This is a genomic window from Streptomyces sp. SAS_272 (genome assembly GCF_052543235.1).
In genome coordinates this window covers 1-17,722 of record NZ_JBMNDR010000125.1, presented here as the reverse complement: position 1 = coordinate 17,722, position 17,722 = coordinate 1, and the positions used below count along the sequence as shown (strand labels likewise).

Here is a 17,722-nt window from a genome sequence, read left to right as displayed (position 1 = left end):
CCCCCCCCGCCCGCGCGGCAGGCCGCGCGGGAGTCCGGGGAGGCGCCGGGCGCTCAGCCCTTGGTGCCGCCCGCGGTGAGTCCGGTCACGAGGTTCTTCTGCACGAGGTAGAAGAACACGGCGGCCGGTATCGCGATCAGCACCGCGGTGGCGGCCATCAGGTTGCGCTGGGCGTCGTGTTCGCTGACGAAGGACTGCAGGCCGACGGCGAGCGTGTACTTGTCGTCGCTGAGCATGAACGTCGAGGCGAACGCGACCTCGCTGAAAGCGGTGAGGAAGTTGTAGAAGGCGGCCACCGCGAGACCCGGCTTGGCGAGCGGCAGGATCAGCCGGAAGAAGGTGCCGAACGGGGTGAGCCCGTCCACGCGTCCCGCCTCGTCGATCTCGAAGGGGATGGTGTCGAAGTACCCCTTGAGCAGCCAGGCGCTGTACGGGATGACCGTCGTGCAGTACACGAGGATCAGGCCGAGGTAGTTGTCGATGAGCTGCAGGTCCGAGAGGATCTGGTACATCGGCACCATCAGCACGGCGACCGGGAACATCTGGGTGACCAGCAGCACCCACATGAACTTCTTGTAGCCGGGGAAGCGCATGCGGGACACGGCGTAGCCGGTGGTGGCGGCGATGAGCACGCCGATGGCGGTCGTGCCGAGCGTGACGATCAGCGAGCTCTTCAACCAGTTGAAGAACTCGGTGTGTTCGACGACGAAGGTGTAGTTGGCGAACGTCATCTTGCCCCAGATGCCGCCCGGGTGCAGGTAGTCGTCCTTGTCCGGGCCGAGGGACAGATAGACGAGCCAGGCGATCGGGAAGAGCGCGATCAGGCTCGCGACGATCAGGACGCCGTGCGAGGCGAGGGAGCCGGCGAGGCTGTTCTCGCCGCGGCGGCGGGCCCGGCGCGGGGTCTTCGCGGAACGCTGCTCGCGCGCGGCGGCGGAGGTCTCGACTGTGGTGCTGCTCATGGGAACTCCTGCCTCAGATCGCGAGCTGCTGCTCGTTGCGGTTCAGCCAGCGGCGGTAGAACGAGGTGAAGACGATCAGGATGGCCAGCAGCAGGATGCCGTACGCGGCCGACTGGGCGAAGTCGCGCGGCTGCTGCCCGAAGCCGAGGTAGTAGGCCCAGGTGACGAGGATCTGCGCGTCCGGGGCGGTGTTGCCGAACAACAGGAAGATCACGGCGAACTGGTTGAAGGTCCAGATGACGCCCAGCAGGACGACGGTGGAGCTGACCGACCTCAGTCCGGGCAGGGTGACGTAACGGAAGCGCTGCCAGGCGCTCGCGCCGTCCATCTCGGCGGCCTCGTAGAGCGAGGCGTCGATGGCCTGCAGCCCGCCGAGCAGCGAGATCATCATGAACGGCACACCGCACCAGGTGTTCACCATGATCGCGGCGAAGCGCTGCCAGAAGGTGTCCTCGAGCCACAGCGGCGACGGCAGATGCAGGAAGTCCAGCGCGGAGTTGATGACGCCGCCGTCGGCGAGCATGAACCGCCAGCCGAACACGGTGACGAAGGTGGGCACCGCCCACGGCAGCACCAGGATCAGCCGGTACAGGGTGCGCCCGCGCAGCTTCTGGTTGAGGAGCAGGGCGAGGCCGAGTCCGATGCCGTAGTGCAGGGCGACGCAGGCCGCCGTCCACACGATCGTCCAGAGGAAGTGCGACCAGAAGCGGTCGTAGGCCGTCGGCCCCCACAGGATGTCGGCGTAGTTGTCGAGGCCGATGAACTTGTAGGTGGCGTCGATGTGGTTGACGCCGATGGTGCGGGCCGTGTTGAGGCTGTTGGCGTCGGTCAGCGTCAGATAGAGGCCGTACGCCAGGGGGTACAGCACGAGGACGCCGAGGACGACCGCCACCGGGGCGATCATCGCGTACGCGTACCAGTGCTTCTGGTAGCCACGCCTGAGGCGGCCGGCCGGCCCGGACCCCGGCTCACGGTCACCGCGGCGCTTGCCGGTCGCGCGGTCGATGGCGACTGTCATGGTTCGACACCTTCTGGATCTTCACGCTGGATCGTCGACGGGGGGCTGCGGCTCGGGACTCACAGGCCGGTGGCCGCCGGATCTCTCCCCTCCTCGGAAGATCCGGCGGCCGCTCGGGCTCACTTGCTGAAGTCGGGCACCAGCTTGGCGATGGCGAGCTCAGCGTTGCCCAGTCCCTTGTCGAGGGTCTCCTTGCCACCCGCGATCTTGGGCAGTTCGGTGTCCAGCGGACCCCACAGCGAGCTGTACTCCGGCAGCGCCGGGCGCGGCTGGGCGGCGGCCAGCACCGTCTGGTAGCCGGCGATTCCCGGGTCGGCCTTGACGGCGGCGGTGTAGGCGTCGTCGCGGGTGGGCAGCGTCGAGTTCTTCTGGGCGATGGCCGCCTGGGACGCGGCGGAGGTCATGAAGTCGACGAACTTCAGCGCCGCGGCCTGGTGGGCCTTGTCGGAGCCGGCGTAGACCGAGAGGTTGTGGCCGCCGGTCGGGGCGCCCGCCTTGCCGGTGGAACCGGCCGGGACGGTGGCGATGCCGAGGTTGGCCTTGTCCTTGAAGGCGCTGCCCTTGTAGAAGTTCGTGATCTCCCAGGGACCCTGGATGATCGCGGCGACCTTGCCGTTGACGAACGCGTCCTGGATGTGGGCGTAGGCGTCGGCGGTGGTGTCGGCCTTGTGCAGGCCCTTGCCGTCGAAGAGGCCGAGCCAGGTGCCGTACGCCTTCTTCGCGGCGGCCGAGTTGACGGTGATCTTCTTGGCGTCGGCGTCGACCGTGTCGGTGCCCTCGCCGTAGAGGAACGACTGCGCGTAGTAGGCCTGGGTGGAGCCCCAGTAGCCGTCGACGCCGGTCTTGGCCTTGACGGTGGCGGCGGCGGTCTTCAGCTCGTCCCAGCTCTTGGGGGCCGCGGTGATGCCGGCCTTCGCGAAGAGGTCCTTGTTGTAGACCAGCGCGAGCGTGTCCGTGACCAGCGGGACGCCGTACGTCTTGCCCTCGTACTTGGCCTGCTCGAGCAGGTTGGACTTGAACTTCGACTGGTCCTTGAGGGCGTCCGTGCCGTCCAGCGGCAGGAAGTAGCCCTTCTTGGCGAAGGCGGGGGTCCAGCCGACCTCGGAGCGCAGGATGTCCGGGGCCCCGGACGCGCCGGCGGCCGTGTCGAACTTGTTCTGAGCCTGGTCGAAGGGCACGTTGACGTACTTGACCTTGACGTCCTTGTTGGCCGCCTCGAACTGCTTGACCAGGGCCTGGTACGTCGGCGCCTCATTGGTGGCGTTGGAGGTGTCCCACCAGGTGATGGTGACCGGCCCGGACGAGTCGTCGCTGCCGCTGTCGTCTGGGCCGCAGGCCGTCGCCGCGAGGGCGAGGGACGCCACCAGCGCGGTGGCCGCTATGCCACGCCGCATGAGTTTCTCCTTGAGGGTGAGAGCCCGTATAGCTGCAGGAAGCGGTCCCGTCCGCTGTTCCCGCCGGCTCCGACGCGCCGTTGCCGCCGTCGAGCGACGTGAACGTAACAGCCCTGCAAGCGGCACGAAAGACCTTGCAGCAAAAAAGTGCAAGAACCCTCCGAAGTTATCCGCGCGTGACCCTGGCGTGACCTCTGCTCGACCGCTGTGAGACCGTTGTTGTCGCGGTTGAAGGGCCCTGCAACCGGGCACGCCACCGCTGTGCAAGACTCTGCAAGCTCTTGCCATCACTTTCATGAGGGAGCGCGATGACGCAGCAGGCCGGAGCGGGCCGTCCGACAGGTCGCCCGCGGCGTCCGATCGGTGTGCAAGTCGGCACCCGACCGGTACAGTCCACCCCTGTGACCACACGGCTTGCCGACATCGCTGCGCAGGCGGGGGTGAGCGAAGCGACCGTCAGCCGCGTTCTCAACGGCAAGCCCGGTGTCGCCGCCACCACCCGCCAGTCCGTGCTCGCCGCTCTGGACGTCCTGGGCTACGAGCGCCCGGTCCGGTTGCGCCAGCGCAGCGCCGGGCTCGTCGGTCTGATCACGCCGGAGCTGGAGAACCCGATATTCCCGGCCCTGGCCCAGGTCATCGGACAGGCGCTGACCCGCCAGGGCTACACCCCCGTCCTCGCCACCCAGACCCCGGGCGGCTCCACAGAGGACGAGCTGACCGAGATGCTGGTCGACCGCGGCGTCGCCGGCATCATCTACGTCTCCGGACTGCACGCGGACACCACGGCCGACATGCAGCGCTACGAGCAGCTGCGCGCACAGGGCGTTCCCTTCGTCCTGGTCGACGGCTTCTCCCCGAAGGTCCAGGCCCCGTTCATCTCGCCCGACGACCGTGCGGCGATGACCCTGGCGGTGACCCACCTCGTCTCCCTCGGGCACACCCGGGTGGGGCTGGCTCTCGGCCCCAAGCGCTTCGTGCCGGTCCAGCGCAAGATCGAGGGGTTCGTGCGCGCCATGCAGGAGCAGCTGCAGCTGAACCCGGAGACCATCGAGACCGAGCTGGTCCAGCACTCCCTGTACACCCTGGAGGGCGGCCAGGCGGCGACCAACGCCCTGATCGACCGGGGCTGCACGGCGATCGTCTGCGCCAGCGACATGATGGCACTGGGCGCGATACGGGCGGCCAGGCAGCGCGGCCTCGCGGTCCCCGGGGACGTCTCGGTGGTCGGCTTCGACGACTCCCCGCTGATCGCCTTCACCGACCCGCCGCTGACGACCGTGCGCAAGCCGGTGCCGGCGATGGGCCAGGCCGCCGTCCGCACGCTCCTGGAGGAGATCGGCGGGACGCCTGCGCCGCACAGCGAATTCGTGTTCATGCCGGAGCTGGTGGTGCGGGGTTCCACCGCCTCGGCCCCGGGCGACCGCGCCCGCGCCCGCGCCTAGCCAGGGCGCGTTTCGGGCTCGCGCCGGACCGCAGCCCGACGACCTCTGACACGACTTCCGTAACCGGTTGCAACCGGTTTCCGGCTCTCCCTGGTGGCACTCGGCCGGCAGTCGGCGGGGGCAGCCCATCGCGCTCAGGCCGGTAACCGTCCGTGGATGCGGTCCTCCCCAGGGTGGAGGAGCCGGGCGGCCCTCCTGTACGCCGGGAGGAGACGACGTTGTCCGGCCGTCGTAAGGCGTGCAAAACGAACCCGACCGCGGGATGATCGGACGAAGAGGTCTTTTCTGGCAGACTTTGGGTCTATGGGTGATTCGACTGTGACGCCGCTGGAAGGCCGCGACCAGGCCCTTCCACAGGCTGTCACGGCCCGGACCCGGCGGCGTCGCCTCGAACGCGTCCGCAGTCCCCGCCGGCCGCGCCTCTGGTTCGAGATCCTTCTCATCGCGGTGAGTTACTGGGTGTACTCCCTCGTGCGCAACGCGGTCCCGGAACAGCGTTCCGAAGCGTTGCGCAACACCGACTGGATCTGGCGGGTCGAGCACGGTCTCGGCATCGCCGTGGAGGAGTCGGTCAACCACGCGGTGAACTCGGTCACCTGGCTCATCGTGAGCATGAACTACTACTACGCGACGCTGCACTTCGCCGTCACGCTGGTCGTCCTGGTGTGGCTCTACCGCAGCCATCCGGGCCGCTACGCGGCGACCCGTCTCGTCCTGTTCGCCACCACGGCGGTGGCCCTGGTCGGCTACTACCTGTACCCGTTGGCGCCCCCGCGTCTGATGCCGGGCAGCGGCTTCGTCGACACGGTGATGGTCCACCAGACGTGGGGGTCGATGGCGTCCGGCGACCTCAAACACATGTCGAACCAGTACGCGGCCATGCCGTCCATGCACATCGGCTGGTCCGTGTGGTGCGGCCTGACCGTGTTCGCCCTGGCCCGGCTTCCCTGGGTGCGCGTCCTCGGGCTGCTCTACCCGACGGCGACCCTGATGGTCATCGTCGCCACCGCCAACCACTTCTGGCTGGACGCGGTCGGCGGCCTCCTCTGTCTCGCCTTCGGCTTCGCGGTGGCCCGCCTCTGGTACGGCGCCCTGCCGTACGCCCTGCCGAGGACCGTCCCGGACACACGGCGGGACGGGGACCGGACCACGGGACGGCCACGGCGCCCCTGGCAGGGCCGCCGGGCCGCGACACCGCGTGACCGCGCCGGCTCGCCCGACACCCGAACGCCCGACGGCTCTCCCCTGGCGCGAACGCCGGGCGGCGCCCCCGGCACGCGAGAGGGAGACGGTCCCCCGCACACGCGCCCGCCCGGCGACCCACCTGGCGTGTGCACGCCGGGCGACCCCCCTGACGTGCGCACGCCGGGCGACCCTCCGGGCGCGCGGTCGGTCGGTCGCGGCACGGACCGCTGAGCCCGGCCCGCCGTCACGCTCGCCCCGGCCGGCCCGCCGTCACGCCCGCCCCGGCCGTCGTCCACGAGCTCGCACAGCCGCCGAACGCGACCCCCGCGACCGCCGGGCCACCGCGAGGCCCGCCTCTCGTCGGAAGGGCCGTGCGGCGCCCCCGCCGGTGACGCCCGCCAGCGGGTCGCGTCATCGCCGCGAGCGGCCCTGCGACCCCGGCCCCGCCGGCTGCCCACGGGGTCGGCCGGAGCCGGGGCCGGCCCGCGGAGAACAGTTCTGGCCGGGGCTAGCCCGCGTAGAACAGTTCGTCCACCACGGTCCGGGCCCGGCGGGCGGTGCGCCGGTAGTCGTCGAGCATGTCGCCGACGCGTCCGGGGCCGTAGCCGAGGTACCGGCCCACCGCGACCAGCTCGCGCGGGTCGGAGGGGAACGTGTCGCCCGCGCGGCCCCGCACCAGCATCACCGCGTTGCGCACCCGCGTGGCCAGCACCCACGCCTCGTCCAGCGTCGCCGCCTCCTCCTCCGGGATGAGGCCGGCGTCGCGGGCGGCGGTGAGCGCCTGCCGGGTGCGGGTGGTCCGCAGCCCCGGATGCGTCGCGCCGTGCCGCATCTGGATCAGCTGCACGGTCCACTCGACGTCGGACAGGCCGCCCGGGCCGAGCTTGGTGTGCAGCTTGGGGTCGGCGCCCCGGGGCAGCCGCTCGGACTCCATCCGGGCCTTCAGCCGCCGGATCTCCCGCACGGCCTCCTCCGCGAGCCCGCCCGCCGGATACCGCAGAGGGTCGGCGAGTTCGAGGAACCTGCTCCCCAACTCATCGTCCCCCGCGACGACTTCGGCACGCAGCAGCGCCTGCGACTCCCACACCAGCGACCATCGGCGGTAGTAGGCCGCGTAGGACTTCACCGTGCGCACGAGCGGCCCGGACTTGCCCTCCGGACGCAGGTCGGCGTCGACGAGCAGCGGTGGGTCGGCGCTGGGGATCTGCAGAAGCCGGCGCATCTCCGAGACGACCTTGTTGGCGGCCTCCGCGGCCTCCCGCTCGTCGACGCCGTCCCGGGGCTCATGGACGAACAGGACGTCCGCGTCGGAGCCGTAGCCCAGTTCGTGGCCGCCGAAGCGCCCCATGCCGATGACGGCGAAGCGAGTGGGCAGGGTGTCGCCCCAGCCCTCGCGGACGACGGCGCGCAGGGTGCCGGACAGCGTGGCGGCGGTGAGGTCGGACACGGCGCCGCCGACCAGGTCCACGAGAGCTCCCTGGTCGGCCTCCACGGGCTGCGCCTCGGTGCCGTAGGAGCCGACGATGTCCGCGGCGGCGATGCGGAACAGCTCGCGCCGGCGGACCCCGCGCGCGGCGGCGACCGCCTGCACGGCCCCGTCGGCCCGTCGTACCGCGGCGAGGGTCTCCTGTTCCAGCAGGGCGCGCCCGCGCGGCTCGAGACCACCGCCGTCGCCGTCGCCCAGCAGCGCCACCGCCTCCGGTGCGCGCATCAGCAGGTCGGGGGCGAGCCGCCCGGCGGACAGCACCCGGGCGAGGTTCTCCGCCGCGGCCCCCTCGTCCCTCAACAACCGCAGATACCAAGGGGTCTTGCCCAGGGCGTCGGAGACCTTGCGGAAGTTGAGCAGGCCGGCGTCCGGGTCGGCGGAGTCGGCGAACCACCCCAACAGGACGGGCAGCAGCGTGCGTTGGATGGCTGCCTTGCGGGAGACGCCGGAGGCCAGCGCCTCCAGGTGGCGCAGCGCGGAGGCGGGATCGGCGTAACCGAGGGCGACGAGCCGTTCGCGGGCCGCCTCCGGGCTCAACCGGGTCTCGCCCGGGGCGAGTTGCGCCACCGCGTCGAGCAGCGGCCGGTAGAACAGCTTCTCGTGCAGCCGCCGCACGACGGACGCGTGCCGCTTCCACTCGCGGCCCAGCTCGGCGACCGGGTCGGTGCGCAGGCCGAGCGAGCGGCCGAGCCGCCGAAGATCGGTCTCGTCCTCGGGGACCAGATGGGTCCGCCGCAGCCGGTAGAGCTGGATGCGGTGCTCCATGGAACGCAGGAAGCGGTACGCGGCGTCCAGCTGCACCGCGTCGGCGCGTCCGACGTAGCCGCCGGTGGCGAGCGCCTGCAGGGCGTCGAGCGTGGTCCCGCTGCGCAGCGAGCCGTCGGCGCGCCCGTGCACCAGCTGCAGCAGCTGGACGGCGAACTCGACGTCGCGCAGTCCGCCGGGCCCGAGCTTGAGTTCGCGCTCGACCTCGGAGACCGGGATGTTCTCGACGACCCTGCGCCGCATGTTCTGCACGTCGACGACGAAGTTCTCCCGCTCGGCCGCCTTCCACACCATCGGCTCGACGGCGGCGACGTAGTCCGCGCCCAGCTCCAGGTCCCCGGCCACCGGCCGCGCCTTCAGCAGGGCCTGGAACTCCCAGGTCTTGGCCCACCGCTGGTAGTAGGCGAGATGGCTGCTGAGGGTCCGCACCAGCGGGCCGTTGCGCCCCTCGGGCCGCAGGTTGGCGTCGACGGGCCAGATGGACCCTTCCACGGTGGTCTCGGAGCAGATCCGCATCATGTGCGAGGCGAGTTTCGTGGCGGCCCGCAGCGCCTTGGCCTCGTCGGCCCCCTCGACGGCCTCGCCCACGAAGATGACGTCCACGTCGGACACGTAGTTCAGCTCGTGGCCCCCGCACTTGCCCATGGCGATCACGGCGAGCCGGCACAGCGCGGCGTCGTCGGGGGCGGCCGCGCGGGCCAGGCCGAGGGCGGCCCGCAGGGTGGCGGTGGCGAGGTCGGCGAGCTCGGCGGCCGTCTCGGCGACGTCGGTCGTCCCGCACACGTCGCGGGCCGCGATGGACAGCAGGCAGCGCCGGTAGGAGACGCGCAGCGACACCGGGTCGGCCGCCTCGGCGAGTCCGCGCTCGAACTCCTCCACGCCGGGGTGCAGGTCCCGGGGCTCGTAGGTGACCAGCGCCTCCCAGTCCCGCGGATGCCGGGCGAGGTGGTCGGCGAGGGCGGCGGACGCCCCGAGCACCCCCAGCAGCCGGTCCCGCAGGGGCTTGGCCGCGATCAGGGTGTCGAGCAGTTCGCGTCTCGCGGCGGGCCCGGACTGGGCCTCCACCAGCCCGACGAGGCCGCGCAGGGCGAGGTCGGGGTCGGCGGTGGCGGCCAGCGCCTCCAGCAGAAAGGGGTCGTTGCGCACCGGGTACAGCTCGGGACCGTCAAGCAGCCGCTCGGCGCCGGAGGGGTCGGTGAAGCCGTGCCGCAACAGCCGAGTGAAGGTGCTGCTTCTGCGCCCCGGCGCCATCATCCCAGGCCTCCTCGTGCGATCAAGGTCGTCCGCAGTCGAGCCTAACCCCCGCCCCACGGTGGCGCTCCGGCCCGGTTTCGGGTTCTGTGTGGAAAGGCGTGCCACAACCGCTTGCGGGCGCCGCACACAGGGACGACAAGGGAGTCACCCATGGACATGACCCTCGAAGTGATCTTGCTGCCGGTGTCGGACGTGGACCGGGCCAAGGAGTTCTACCGCGACAAGGTGGGCTTCCACGTCGATCTCGACGGCGAGGTGATGGAGGGCGTGCGGATCGTGCAGCTCACCCCGCCCGGCTCGGGCTGTTCGATCGCCCTGGTGGACGGCCTCCAGGTTCCGACGGGCACCCCGCAGCCCGGCACGTACCACGGCATGCAGCTCTGTGTGACGGACGCGAAGGCGGCGTACGAGGAGCTGACGGCGCGGGGTCTGGACGTCACCGAACCCCAGCAGTTCGCCCCGCAGGACGGCGCGACCTTCATGTACTTCAAGGACCCCGACGGCAACGGCTGGGCGATCCAGGAATACCGCCGCCGCGAGTCGGAGCCGCTCCACCAGGTCCTGGCGAAACTCGCCGCGCAGTAGGACCGGCCCGGAAACACCGGGCGGCCCTCGGGGCGCCCGGTGGTGCGACAGGGGCCGACGGTGCGTGGCCGTCGGCCCTCTGTCCGGCCGCGGCGGCGAAGCACCGAGAAACTGTCTCCGGGACCGGACCGGACCGGGACCGGGGCGAGGATCTTTCCTGAGCCGTCGACGGGCAGCTCAGCGTCACCGAATGTGGGAGCTCACAGATTGTCCGACCCGAACGACGACGCGAACAGATTCGACATCCTCAAGATGGACTACGAGATGGCGCGGGACGACGAGCGCACCTTCTCCAACATCCAGGCAGCGGTGGCCAGTATCGCCGTCGCACTGCTTGCGGTGATAGCCACCATCGTAAGCGACACCTGTCAGCTGAGCGACGCCGAGGACTGCAAGCGGGTTCCAGACTTCTTTCTGGCTGCCTCACCGTCCGTGCCGTTGGCGGCACTGGCTTTCCTGCAACTGCTCGGCGCGGTCTCTTCCATTCGAAGCTATTACATCCGGGCACTCGAGCGAGAACTTCGCGGATACGCCCGACGCCCGTTGACGGAATTACATTCCGTCTCCCCCATCCGTCCGGCCTCCTATTTCGAACTGATCACCGAAGTCACCACCATGCGCCGGGGGCGTTCCGGCTACCGCGTCCTGTCGTTCCTGGTCCTGTCGGTCACCTTCTTGGTGTTCGCCGGATTCACCGTGTACATAGCCGTCAAGCTCGACGGCTACTACACGCTGTCCATGCTTCTCCTGTACGGAGCAGCCTTCGCTTTTCTCGCTTCGGAGGTGGCGGGCGCCACACTCGGGGCACGGACGACCTTCGTCAGGGTCGCGCAGCAGTTTCAGACGAGGTCCGCCCAGCCGTTGCTGGCCGACGCCGCCGGCGGGACGAACACCGGGCGCGGCATCGTCTCCTACCTCGTCTTCCCGAGGCCGGAGGACTGGAGCAAGCTCCTGTTCGTCCCGCTCGTCTTCCTTGCCGCTTCCGCTTCCCGCGGGACGCCGTTCGACTGGACCATGCTGCTGACGTCCATGGTGATCGCGGAGTACCTCGTGTACTCAGCGCGTTATCAGTGGAACGACATACGGGGAGTGGCCGCCGACGCGGCACATCCTCAAGCGCGGGCGCGGCTGCGCCTGCCGTACTCGGGCGACCGGGGAAGACTGCGTTTCATCGTCGGATGGAGCCTCGGGGTCGCATTCGCCCGGGTGCTGACAGCGATTGTCCTGGGGTACGTGACGGGAGAAATCACGTTCACGCTCATCTTCCTGACGGCGGTCTTCGCCGTGGCGGCGCTCTACGAACTGCTTCGCACGTCGTCGCAGGCCCCGTCGACGACTTCCCGGGGGCGATCGCGCCTCGCCAAGGCGATCTGGCTGACGGTCGGAACCGGTTATGCGCTGCGTTTCCTGGTCGGAGTCTACGCAGCGGGGGTTCCCCTGGGTGATCCCCTCGTCTACGCGGGCGCGGTCTTCTCGTACGCGTTCGGCATCATGTTCGTCCTCCTCACCTGGGTGCTGGAAGCCACCAGTTACTGCCGTGCGTCAGCCGGCGGGGTCTGGTATCCGGGAAGGGAACTGGCGGGAAAGGCCAATCTGGGCATCCTGTTGCGGTACGTCCGAGGTCCGGTGATCAGTGCGCATCCCGATCCTCACCCAGCGGCCCCTTCCGCCGTGAATTGCGGGGAGGTGAAGATCCTCGCAAGCCGGGGCGCGCTGTTCGCACCGTGGAATCTGGCCCTCTGGGCGTCCGCGACCGCCGGAGCTCCCCTCGCCGTGCACCTGGCGCGCACTCCGACGGACCCCGGGACCGTGTGGTGGGTGTCGGCCGCGAGCGTGGCGGGGGCGTTCGCCATGTCGGCTGCCGGCGGGACGCTCTCCCGCGTCGCCGTGCAACTGCTGACCGCCGCCGGCATCGTGCTCGCCGGCGGGCTCGCGCGGGGCGGGACAGACGTACTGGACTACGTGCTTCTTCTCGCCCCCTGGATGACCACGGCGGGCACCTACCTGATGTTCCGCAACCAGTCCTACCGGGATCTCAAGTACTTCGCGGCAGATCTCCTCGGGAACGCACGCCAGTTGACGATCTGGCTGGTCAAGTCCGTCACCGGCCCCGACACCTGGCGGGCCATCCGTTGAAGCGCCCCGACGGAGTGATCCCCCGGCCCGAGGAGCCACACCGGCCCAGCGCATGCCGCACCGGCCGATCCGTCGCGCCATGGCGGTCGTCTTCGGCCATGGCGCGATTCCGGACTGGTCAACCCCCGCCGGCCGGCCACGACTGCAGGTGCGCCGGCCGACAAGGTGCGCGCGCCTCGCTGGACCCCCGCCGGCCTCAGCCACGCCACCGGGTCTGCTTGACCTGTCCTTCGGACATCGCACCCGATCAGCGGTCACGGGTCAACCCTCGGCCGCCGAGGAAGTGGGCAGGCGGACGATCGGGTGGGGCGGGCACGATGCGCCGCGACGGACCGCAGACGGCCCAGGGGTCGGTACACACCGTGGAGGGGACGGCGGTAAGCCGTGCCCTCCACGGTGCAGGATGCGCTGCACCACCGCTCGGACCTGCGTTTACAGCACCGGCAGGTTCTTGCGCAGCTCGAAGGCCGTGACCTCGGAGCGGTACTCCTCCCACTCCTGGCGCTTGTTGCGCAGGAAGAAGTCGAAGACGTGCTCGCCCAGGGTTTCGGCGACGAGGTCGCTGCGGTCCATCAGGGTCAGGGCCTCGCCGAGGTTCTGCGGGAGCGGCTCGATGCCCATGGCGCGACGCTCGGCGTCCGACAGCGCCCAGACGTCGTCCTCCGCGCCCGGCGGGAGCTCGTAGCCCTCCTCGACGCCCTTGAGGCCGGCGGCGAGCAGCATGGCGTAGGCCAGGTACGGGTTGGCGCCGGTGTCGAGGGAGCGGACCTCGATGCGCGCGGAGCCGGTCTTGCCGGGCTTGTACATCGGCACGCGCACCAGGGCGGAGCGGTTGTTGTGCCCCCAGCAGATGTAGGACGGAGCCTCGCCGCCCGCGCCGGCGGTGCGCTCGGAGCCGCCCCAGATGCGCTTGTAGGAGTTGACCCACTGGTTCGTGACGGCGGCGATCTCGGCGGCGTGCTTCAGCAGGCCGGCGATGAAGGACCGGCCGACCTTGGACAGCTGGTACTCCGCGCCGGACTCGTAGAACGCGTTGCGGTCGCCCTCGAAGAGGGAGAGGTGGGTGTGCATGCCGGAGCCGGGGTGCTCGCTGAACGGCTTCGGCATGAAGGTCGCCTGGACGCCCTGCTCCAGCGCCACCTGCTTCATGACCAGGCGGAACGTCATGATGTTGTCGGCGGTGGAGAGCGCGTCGGCGTAGCGCAGGTCGATCTCCTGCTGGCCGGGGGCGCCCTCGTGGTGGGAGAACTCGACCGAGATGCCCATCGACTCGAGCATGGTGATGGCCTGGCGGCGGAAGTCCATGCCGATGTTGTGCGGGGTGTGGTCGAAGTAACCGGAGTTGTCGGCCGGGGTCGGGCGGGAGCCGTCGGTCGGCTTGTCCTTCAGCAGGAAGAACTCGATCTCCGGGTGGGTGTAGAACGTGAAGCCCAGGTCGGAGGCGCGGGCGAGGGCCCGCTTGAGGACGTAGCGCGGGTCGGCGAAGGACGGGGAGCCGTCCGGCATGAGGATGTCGCAGAACATGCGGGCGGTGCCGGGGGCCTCCGCGCGCCAGGGCAGGACCTGGAAGGTCGAGGGGTCCGGCTTGGCGATCATGTCGGACTCGTAGACCCGGGCGAAGCCCTCGATCGCGGAGCCGTCGAAGCCGATGCCCTCGTCGAAGGCCTGCTCGAGCTCGGCGGGGGCCACGGCGACGGACTTGAGGAAGCCCAGCACGTCCGTGAACCACAGCCGTACGAACCGGATGTCGCGCTCCTCCAACGTCCGGAGCACGAACTCCTGCTGCTTGTCCATCTTCCGCTTCCCCATCCTTGCTGGTCAGGCCGCCTGCCTCCGGTCCCGTGGAGCGGCGGTCGGGCACCTGAGCATCAGACCACATCCCCGTTTCGGGCGCGTTGCCGACCATGATCGCCTCGGCGACCCGGATCTGAACGCCTCGTGTCCGGCGGGTGTCCTGCTCTGCCGCCCATCTTGCCTGCTCGGACCGGTATCCGTAATGCCCGACCCCCTCCGTCTCCCTCCCCCGCTTAATTTGCATCTCAAATGCAACTTTAACTAGGGTGCCGAGCGGCCGCACGGGGCGCACCCCCGTGACCCCATGAGCTCGAGGAGCCCTGATGCTGTCCGAACAGTCCGCAGCCACCGTCCGCGCCACCCTCCCCGTGGTGGGCGCGGCCATCGGCGACATCACCGAGCGGTTCTACGCCGGCCTCTTCGCCGCCCACCCCGAGCTGCTGCGCGACCTGTTCAACCGGGGCAACCAGGCGGCCGGCACGCAGCGCCGGGCGCTGGCCGGTTCCATCGCCGCCTTCGCGCGACACCTCGTCGACCACCCCGACGACCGGCCCGACGCGATGCTCGGCCGGATCGCCCACAAGCACGCCTCGCTGGGCGTGACGCCCGAGCAGTACCCCGTCGTCCACGAGCACCTCTTCGCCGCCATCGCGGACGTCCTCGGCGAGGCGGTCACCCCCGAGGTGGCGGCGGCCTGGGACGAGGTCTACTGGCTGATGGCGAACGCGCTGATCGCCGTCGAACGGCGGCTGCGCGAGGAGCGGGACGGCGGCCCGGGGGCCCGGCAGTGGCGGGAGTGGGAGGTCGTGGAGCGCTTCGAGGAGACCGCGGACGTCGTCACCTTCCGTCTGCGGCCGCGAGACGGGGCGACCGTCCGGGAGTTCCGTGCGGGCCAGTACGTGTCCGTCCGCACCCGGCTCGCCGACGGGGCCCGTCAGATACGTCAGTACAGCCTCTCGGGGGCGCCGGAGGCGGGGCTGCGGCAGATCAGCGTCAAGCGCGTGGCCGGCGGCGAGACGTCCGCTGCGGGCGCGCTCACGCCCGAGGGCGAGGTCTCCCAGCACCTCCACGCGCGCGTGCGGGAAGGCGACGTGCTGGAGCTCTCCGAGCCGTACGGCGACCTGGTCCTCGACGACGCCGACCGCGCCCCGCTGCTGCTGGCCTCGGCCGGCATCGGCGTCACCCCGATCGCCGCCATGCTGGCCCATCTCGCCGCCGTCGGGTACGACGCGCCCGTCACCGTCGTCCACGCGGACCGCTCCCCCGCGCACCACGCCCTGCGCAGGGACCACGAGGCCTGTGCGGCGAAGCTGCCGGACGCCTCCCTGCACCTCTGGTACGAGAGGGAGGCCCCGGCGGGCGCCCGGACCGGACTGACCGACCTCACCGACCTGCCCGTCGCACCCGGCACGCGCGCGTACCTGTGCGGCCCGCTCCCCTTCATGCGGGCGGTGCGGGCGCAGCTGATCGAGAAGGGCGTCGCCCCTGCGGACGTCAACTACGAGGTGTTCGGCCCCGACCTGTGGCTGGCGACGGCGAGCTGACGCGTCGCCGCGGCCGCAAACTCGGCCGGGAGGCCCACACGCCGGCAGGCCCACAGGCCGGAAGACCCGGAGGCCGGGAGACCGGGAGACCGGGAGACCGGGAGACCGGAAGACCGGAAGACCGGAAGACCCGGAGGCCGGGAGACCGGGAGACCGGAAGACCGGAAGACCGGAAGACCGGAAGACCGGAAGACCCGGAGACCCGGAGACCCGGAGCCGTCGGTCGAGGGCCCGGGGCGTCGCGCGGGTCAGGCCCGTCCGGGGATGCCGAGGAGCAGCGGGCCCGTCGGGTCCGTCACGAGGTCCGCGAGCGTGAGCGGGTCCAGGGAGCGGAAGAACGCCTCCTGGGCCCGGCGCAGAGCGCCTCGCAGGCGGCAGGCCGAACTCAGGGGGCAGGGGGCGGTTCCGCCCTCGCAGTCGACGACGTCGCCGTCCCCCTCGAAGGCGCGCACGACGGCGCCCACCGACGCCGCGCGGCCCGGTCCGGTGAGGGCGAGGCCGCCGCCCCGGCCGCGCCGGGCCTCGAGCAGCCCCATGTGCTGGAGTTCGGCGACGACCTTCGCCGCGTGGGTGTAGGGGACCTCCATCGCCGCGGCCACCTCCCGGGTGGTCGGGGTGACCTGCGGGCTCTCTCCGGTCACCGCGAGTCGCATCAGGACGCGCAGTGCCAGGTCGGTGGATCGCAACAGCCGCATGAGACGAAGCGTAGATAATGCGCATCTCGGGTTCAAATTATCTCGGGCCCCGTCCGTGACCCGTCTACGACAATTCCCTGCGCCGCATTACGATCAGCGGACCCGTTCGTCAGTTCCCCCTTTCCCCAGAAGGACAGGCCCCATGGGTTCCGCCAACACCACCGGCAGTGCGGCGCGCAAGGCGCGCATAGAGGAGATGCGGCGGGCCGAACAGGCTCGTGAGCGGCGAGGACGTGTCCTCGTGATCGGCGGCAGCGTCCTCGCCGTCGTCGCGCTCGTCGCCGGCGGCGTGTTCGTCGTGAGGTCGCAGTCCGGCGACGACGCCTCCGCCGCCGACTCCAAGGCTTCCGGGAAGTTCGTGACCGGCGCGGACGGGGTCAGGACGTGGAAGGGGAAGCTGGGGCGCACCCACGTCGCCAGGACCGTGAAGTACCCGACCGAGCCCCCCGTCGGCGGCGACCACAACCAGGTCTGGATGAACTGCAACGGCGACGTCTACACGAAGGCCCTGAACAACATGAACGCCGTGCACTCGCTGGAGCACGGCGCGGTCTGGGTGACGTACAACAGCAAGGCGGCCAAGGCCGACGTCGACGCCCTCGCCGCCAAGGTCAAGAAGACGCCCTACACGCTGATGAGCCCGGACGACGCACAGGCCGACCCGATCATGCTCACCGCCTGGGGCAACCAGCGCACGGTGAAGGGTGCGAGCGACCCGAACGTGAACGCGTTCTTCGCGAAGTTCGTGCAGGGCAAGCAGACGCCCGAACCGGGCGCGGCGTGCACGGGCGGTCTGGCGCAGTGAGGTACGCGGGAGTGGCCGTCGCCGTGGCCGGGGTGCTCGTCGCCGCGGGAGCGGTCACCTACTCGGTGGCCGAGGACGGCGGGACGGGGACCGACGCCCCGGTCGCCGACTCGGCCGACGCCGGGTTCGCCCGGGACATGGCGGTGCATCACCAGCAGGCCGTCGAGATGTCCTACATCGTGCGCGACCGGACGACCGACGTGGAGGTGCGGCGGCTCGCCTACGACATCGCGCAGACCCAGGCCAACCAGCGCGGCATGCTGATCGGCTGGCTGGATCTGTGGGGGCTGCCGAAGGTGTCGTCCGACCCGCCCATGACCTGGACGGGCATGCGCGGGATGAGCGGCGGCGAGGACGGCGCGCTCATGGTCGGCATGGCCACCGACGCCGAGATGAAGCGGCTCGGCACGCTCAACGGCAAGCAGGCCGAGATCCTCTACCTGCAGCTCATGACCGCCCACCACAAGGGCGGCGTCCACATGGCCGAGAGCTGTGTCGCCAAGTGCACGGTCGGCGTGGAGAAGCGACTCGCCCAGGGCATGGTCGAGGCGCAGCAGTCGGAGATCGATCTCATGGCGGGCATGCTGAAGGCGCGCGGGGCCAAGCCGTGACCGGCGGGCGGCCCGGCCGCGGCGGGCGTCGCACGCCGGAGATCGG

13 protein-coding genes are annotated in these 17,722 nt (G+C 70.6%); 7 read left to right on the top strand and 6 right to left on the bottom strand.

The features are described 5' to 3' along the window. Positions 1-53 precede the first annotated feature (53 nt). From ACN6LD_RS39040 to ACN6LD_RS39030, 3 genes are all read right to left on the bottom strand, one after another. Positions 54-962 carry a sugar ABC transporter permease gene (locus ACN6LD_RS39040; RefSeq protein WP_445045621.1) on the bottom strand — a complete coding sequence of 303 codons (909 nt, stop codon included), beginning with the start codon at positions 960-962 and terminating at the stop codon, positions 54-56. A gap of 13 nt (positions 963-975) precedes the next feature. After that, positions 976-1,980 carry a carbohydrate ABC transporter permease gene (locus ACN6LD_RS39035; protein ID WP_445045620.1) on the bottom strand — a complete coding sequence of 335 codons (1,005 nt, stop codon included), beginning with the start codon at positions 1,978-1,980 and terminating at the stop codon, positions 976-978. A 119-nt stretch (positions 1,981-2,099) separates the two neighbouring features. Further along, complete coding sequence (locus ACN6LD_RS39030) at positions 2,100-3,374, bottom strand: extracellular solute-binding protein (RefSeq protein WP_319186899.1); 1,275 nt, start codon at positions 3,372-3,374, stop codon at positions 2,100-2,102. 401 nt (positions 3,375-3,775) lie between these two features. On the opposite strand from ACN6LD_RS39030, the gene ACN6LD_RS39025 reads away from it, so the two are divergent. Both ACN6LD_RS39025 and ACN6LD_RS39020 read left to right on the top strand, forming a co-directional pair. Next, on the top strand, positions 3,776-4,816 hold the full coding sequence (locus tag ACN6LD_RS39025; RefSeq protein ID WP_319186898.1) for a LacI family DNA-binding transcriptional regulator: 1,041 nt from the start codon (positions 3,776-3,778) through the stop codon (positions 4,814-4,816). Between the two features lie 303 nt (positions 4,817-5,119). Continuing rightward, positions 5,120-6,232: a phosphatase PAP2 family protein gene (locus ACN6LD_RS39020; protein WP_445045619.1), complete on the top strand. Its 1,113-nt coding sequence runs from the start codon at positions 5,120-5,122 to the stop codon at positions 6,230-6,232. A 277-nt stretch (positions 6,233-6,509) separates the two neighbouring features. Here ACN6LD_RS39020 and ACN6LD_RS39015 read toward each other — a convergent pair whose 3' ends face one another. Beyond that, positions 6,510-9,506, bottom strand: a complete 2,997-nt coding sequence (locus ACN6LD_RS39015) for a bifunctional [glutamine synthetase] adenylyltransferase/[glutamine synthetase]-adenylyl-L-tyrosine phosphorylase (protein WP_319186896.1) — start codon at positions 9,504-9,506, stop codon at positions 6,510-6,512. Positions 9,507-9,656: 150 nt separating this feature from the next. Here ACN6LD_RS39015 and ACN6LD_RS39010 point away from each other — a divergent pair, with 150 nt between their 5' ends. Together ACN6LD_RS39010 and ACN6LD_RS39005 are read left to right on the top strand one after the other, a co-directional pair. Continuing rightward, positions 9,657-10,091, top strand: coding sequence for a VOC family protein (locus ACN6LD_RS39010; protein ID WP_319186895.1), 435 nt, complete (start codon positions 9,657-9,659; stop codon positions 10,089-10,091). Positions 10,092-10,298: 207 nt separating this feature from the next. After that, on the top strand, positions 10,299-12,227 hold the full coding sequence (locus ACN6LD_RS39005; protein ID WP_445045618.1) for a hypothetical protein: 1,929 nt from the start codon (positions 10,299-10,301) through the stop codon (positions 12,225-12,227). A 432-nt stretch (positions 12,228-12,659) separates the two neighbouring features. Here the strand turns inward: ACN6LD_RS39005 and ACN6LD_RS39000 are convergent, their stop codons facing one another. Beyond that, positions 12,660-14,021 carry a glutamine synthetase family protein gene (locus ACN6LD_RS39000; protein ID WP_057583457.1) on the bottom strand — a complete coding sequence of 454 codons (1,362 nt, stop codon included), beginning with the start codon at positions 14,019-14,021 and terminating at the stop codon, positions 12,660-12,662. Between the two features lie 323 nt (positions 14,022-14,344). Between ACN6LD_RS39000 and ACN6LD_RS38995 the strand changes: the two genes are divergently transcribed. After that, on the top strand, positions 14,345-15,565 hold the full coding sequence (locus ACN6LD_RS38995) for a globin domain-containing protein (protein WP_319186893.1): 1,221 nt from the start codon (positions 14,345-14,347) through the stop codon (positions 15,563-15,565). A 248-nt stretch (positions 15,566-15,813) separates the two neighbouring features. On the opposite strand, the gene ACN6LD_RS38990 is transcribed toward ACN6LD_RS38995, so the two are convergent. Continuing rightward, positions 15,814-16,260 carry an RrF2 family transcriptional regulator gene (locus ACN6LD_RS38990; protein WP_319186892.1) on the bottom strand — a complete coding sequence of 149 codons (447 nt, stop codon included), beginning with the start codon at positions 16,258-16,260 and terminating at the stop codon, positions 15,814-15,816. 142 nt (positions 16,261-16,402) lie between these two features. Here ACN6LD_RS38990 and ACN6LD_RS38985 point away from each other — a divergent pair, with 142 nt between their 5' ends. Then, the gene (locus tag ACN6LD_RS38985) at positions 16,403-17,065 is read left to right on the top strand and encodes a DUF3105 domain-containing protein (protein WP_445045617.1); all 663 of its coding nucleotides are present in this window, start codon (positions 16,403-16,405) and stop codon (positions 17,063-17,065) included. 11 nt (positions 17,066-17,076) lie between these two features. Then, positions 17,077-17,676 carry a DUF305 domain-containing protein gene (locus ACN6LD_RS38980; protein WP_319186890.1) on the top strand — a complete coding sequence of 200 codons (600 nt, stop codon included), beginning with the start codon at positions 17,077-17,079 and terminating at the stop codon, positions 17,674-17,676. Positions 17,677-17,722 lie beyond the last annotated feature (46 nt).

Excerpts from the sequence above, each read along its gene's own strand:
- ACN6LD_RS39010 (WP_319186895.1), top strand. The coding sequence starts at position 9,657 with ATGGACATGACCCTCGAAGTGATCTTGCTGCCGGTGTCGGACGTGGAC.
- ACN6LD_RS39000 (WP_057583457.1), bottom strand. The coding sequence starts at position 14,021 with ATGGACAAGCAGCAGGAGTTCGTGCTCCGGACGTTGGAGGAGCGCGAC.
- ACN6LD_RS39030 (WP_319186899.1), bottom strand. The coding sequence starts at position 3,374 with ATGCGGCGTGGCATAGCGGCCACCGCGCTGGTGGCGTCCCTCGCCCTC.
- ACN6LD_RS39040 (WP_445045621.1), bottom strand. The coding sequence starts at position 962 with ATGAGCAGCACCACAGTCGAGACCTCCGCCGCCGCGCGCGAGCAGCGT.
- ACN6LD_RS39015 (WP_319186896.1), bottom strand. The coding sequence starts at position 9,506 with ATGATGGCGCCGGGGCGCAGAAGCAGCACCTTCACTCGGCTGTTGCGG.
- ACN6LD_RS38990 (WP_319186892.1), bottom strand. The coding sequence starts at position 16,260 with ATGCGGCTGTTGCGATCCACCGACCTGGCACTGCGCGTCCTGATGCGA.
- ACN6LD_RS39020 (WP_445045619.1), top strand. The coding sequence starts at position 5,120 with ATGGGTGATTCGACTGTGACGCCGCTGGAAGGCCGCGACCAGGCCCTT.
- ACN6LD_RS38985 (WP_445045617.1), top strand. The coding sequence starts at position 16,403 with ATGGGTTCCGCCAACACCACCGGCAGTGCGGCGCGCAAGGCGCGCATA.
- ACN6LD_RS39035 (WP_445045620.1), bottom strand. The coding sequence starts at position 1,980 with ATGACAGTCGCCATCGACCGCGCGACCGGCAAGCGCCGCGGTGACCGT.
- ACN6LD_RS38995 (WP_319186893.1), top strand. The coding sequence starts at position 14,345 with ATGCTGTCCGAACAGTCCGCAGCCACCGTCCGCGCCACCCTCCCCGTG.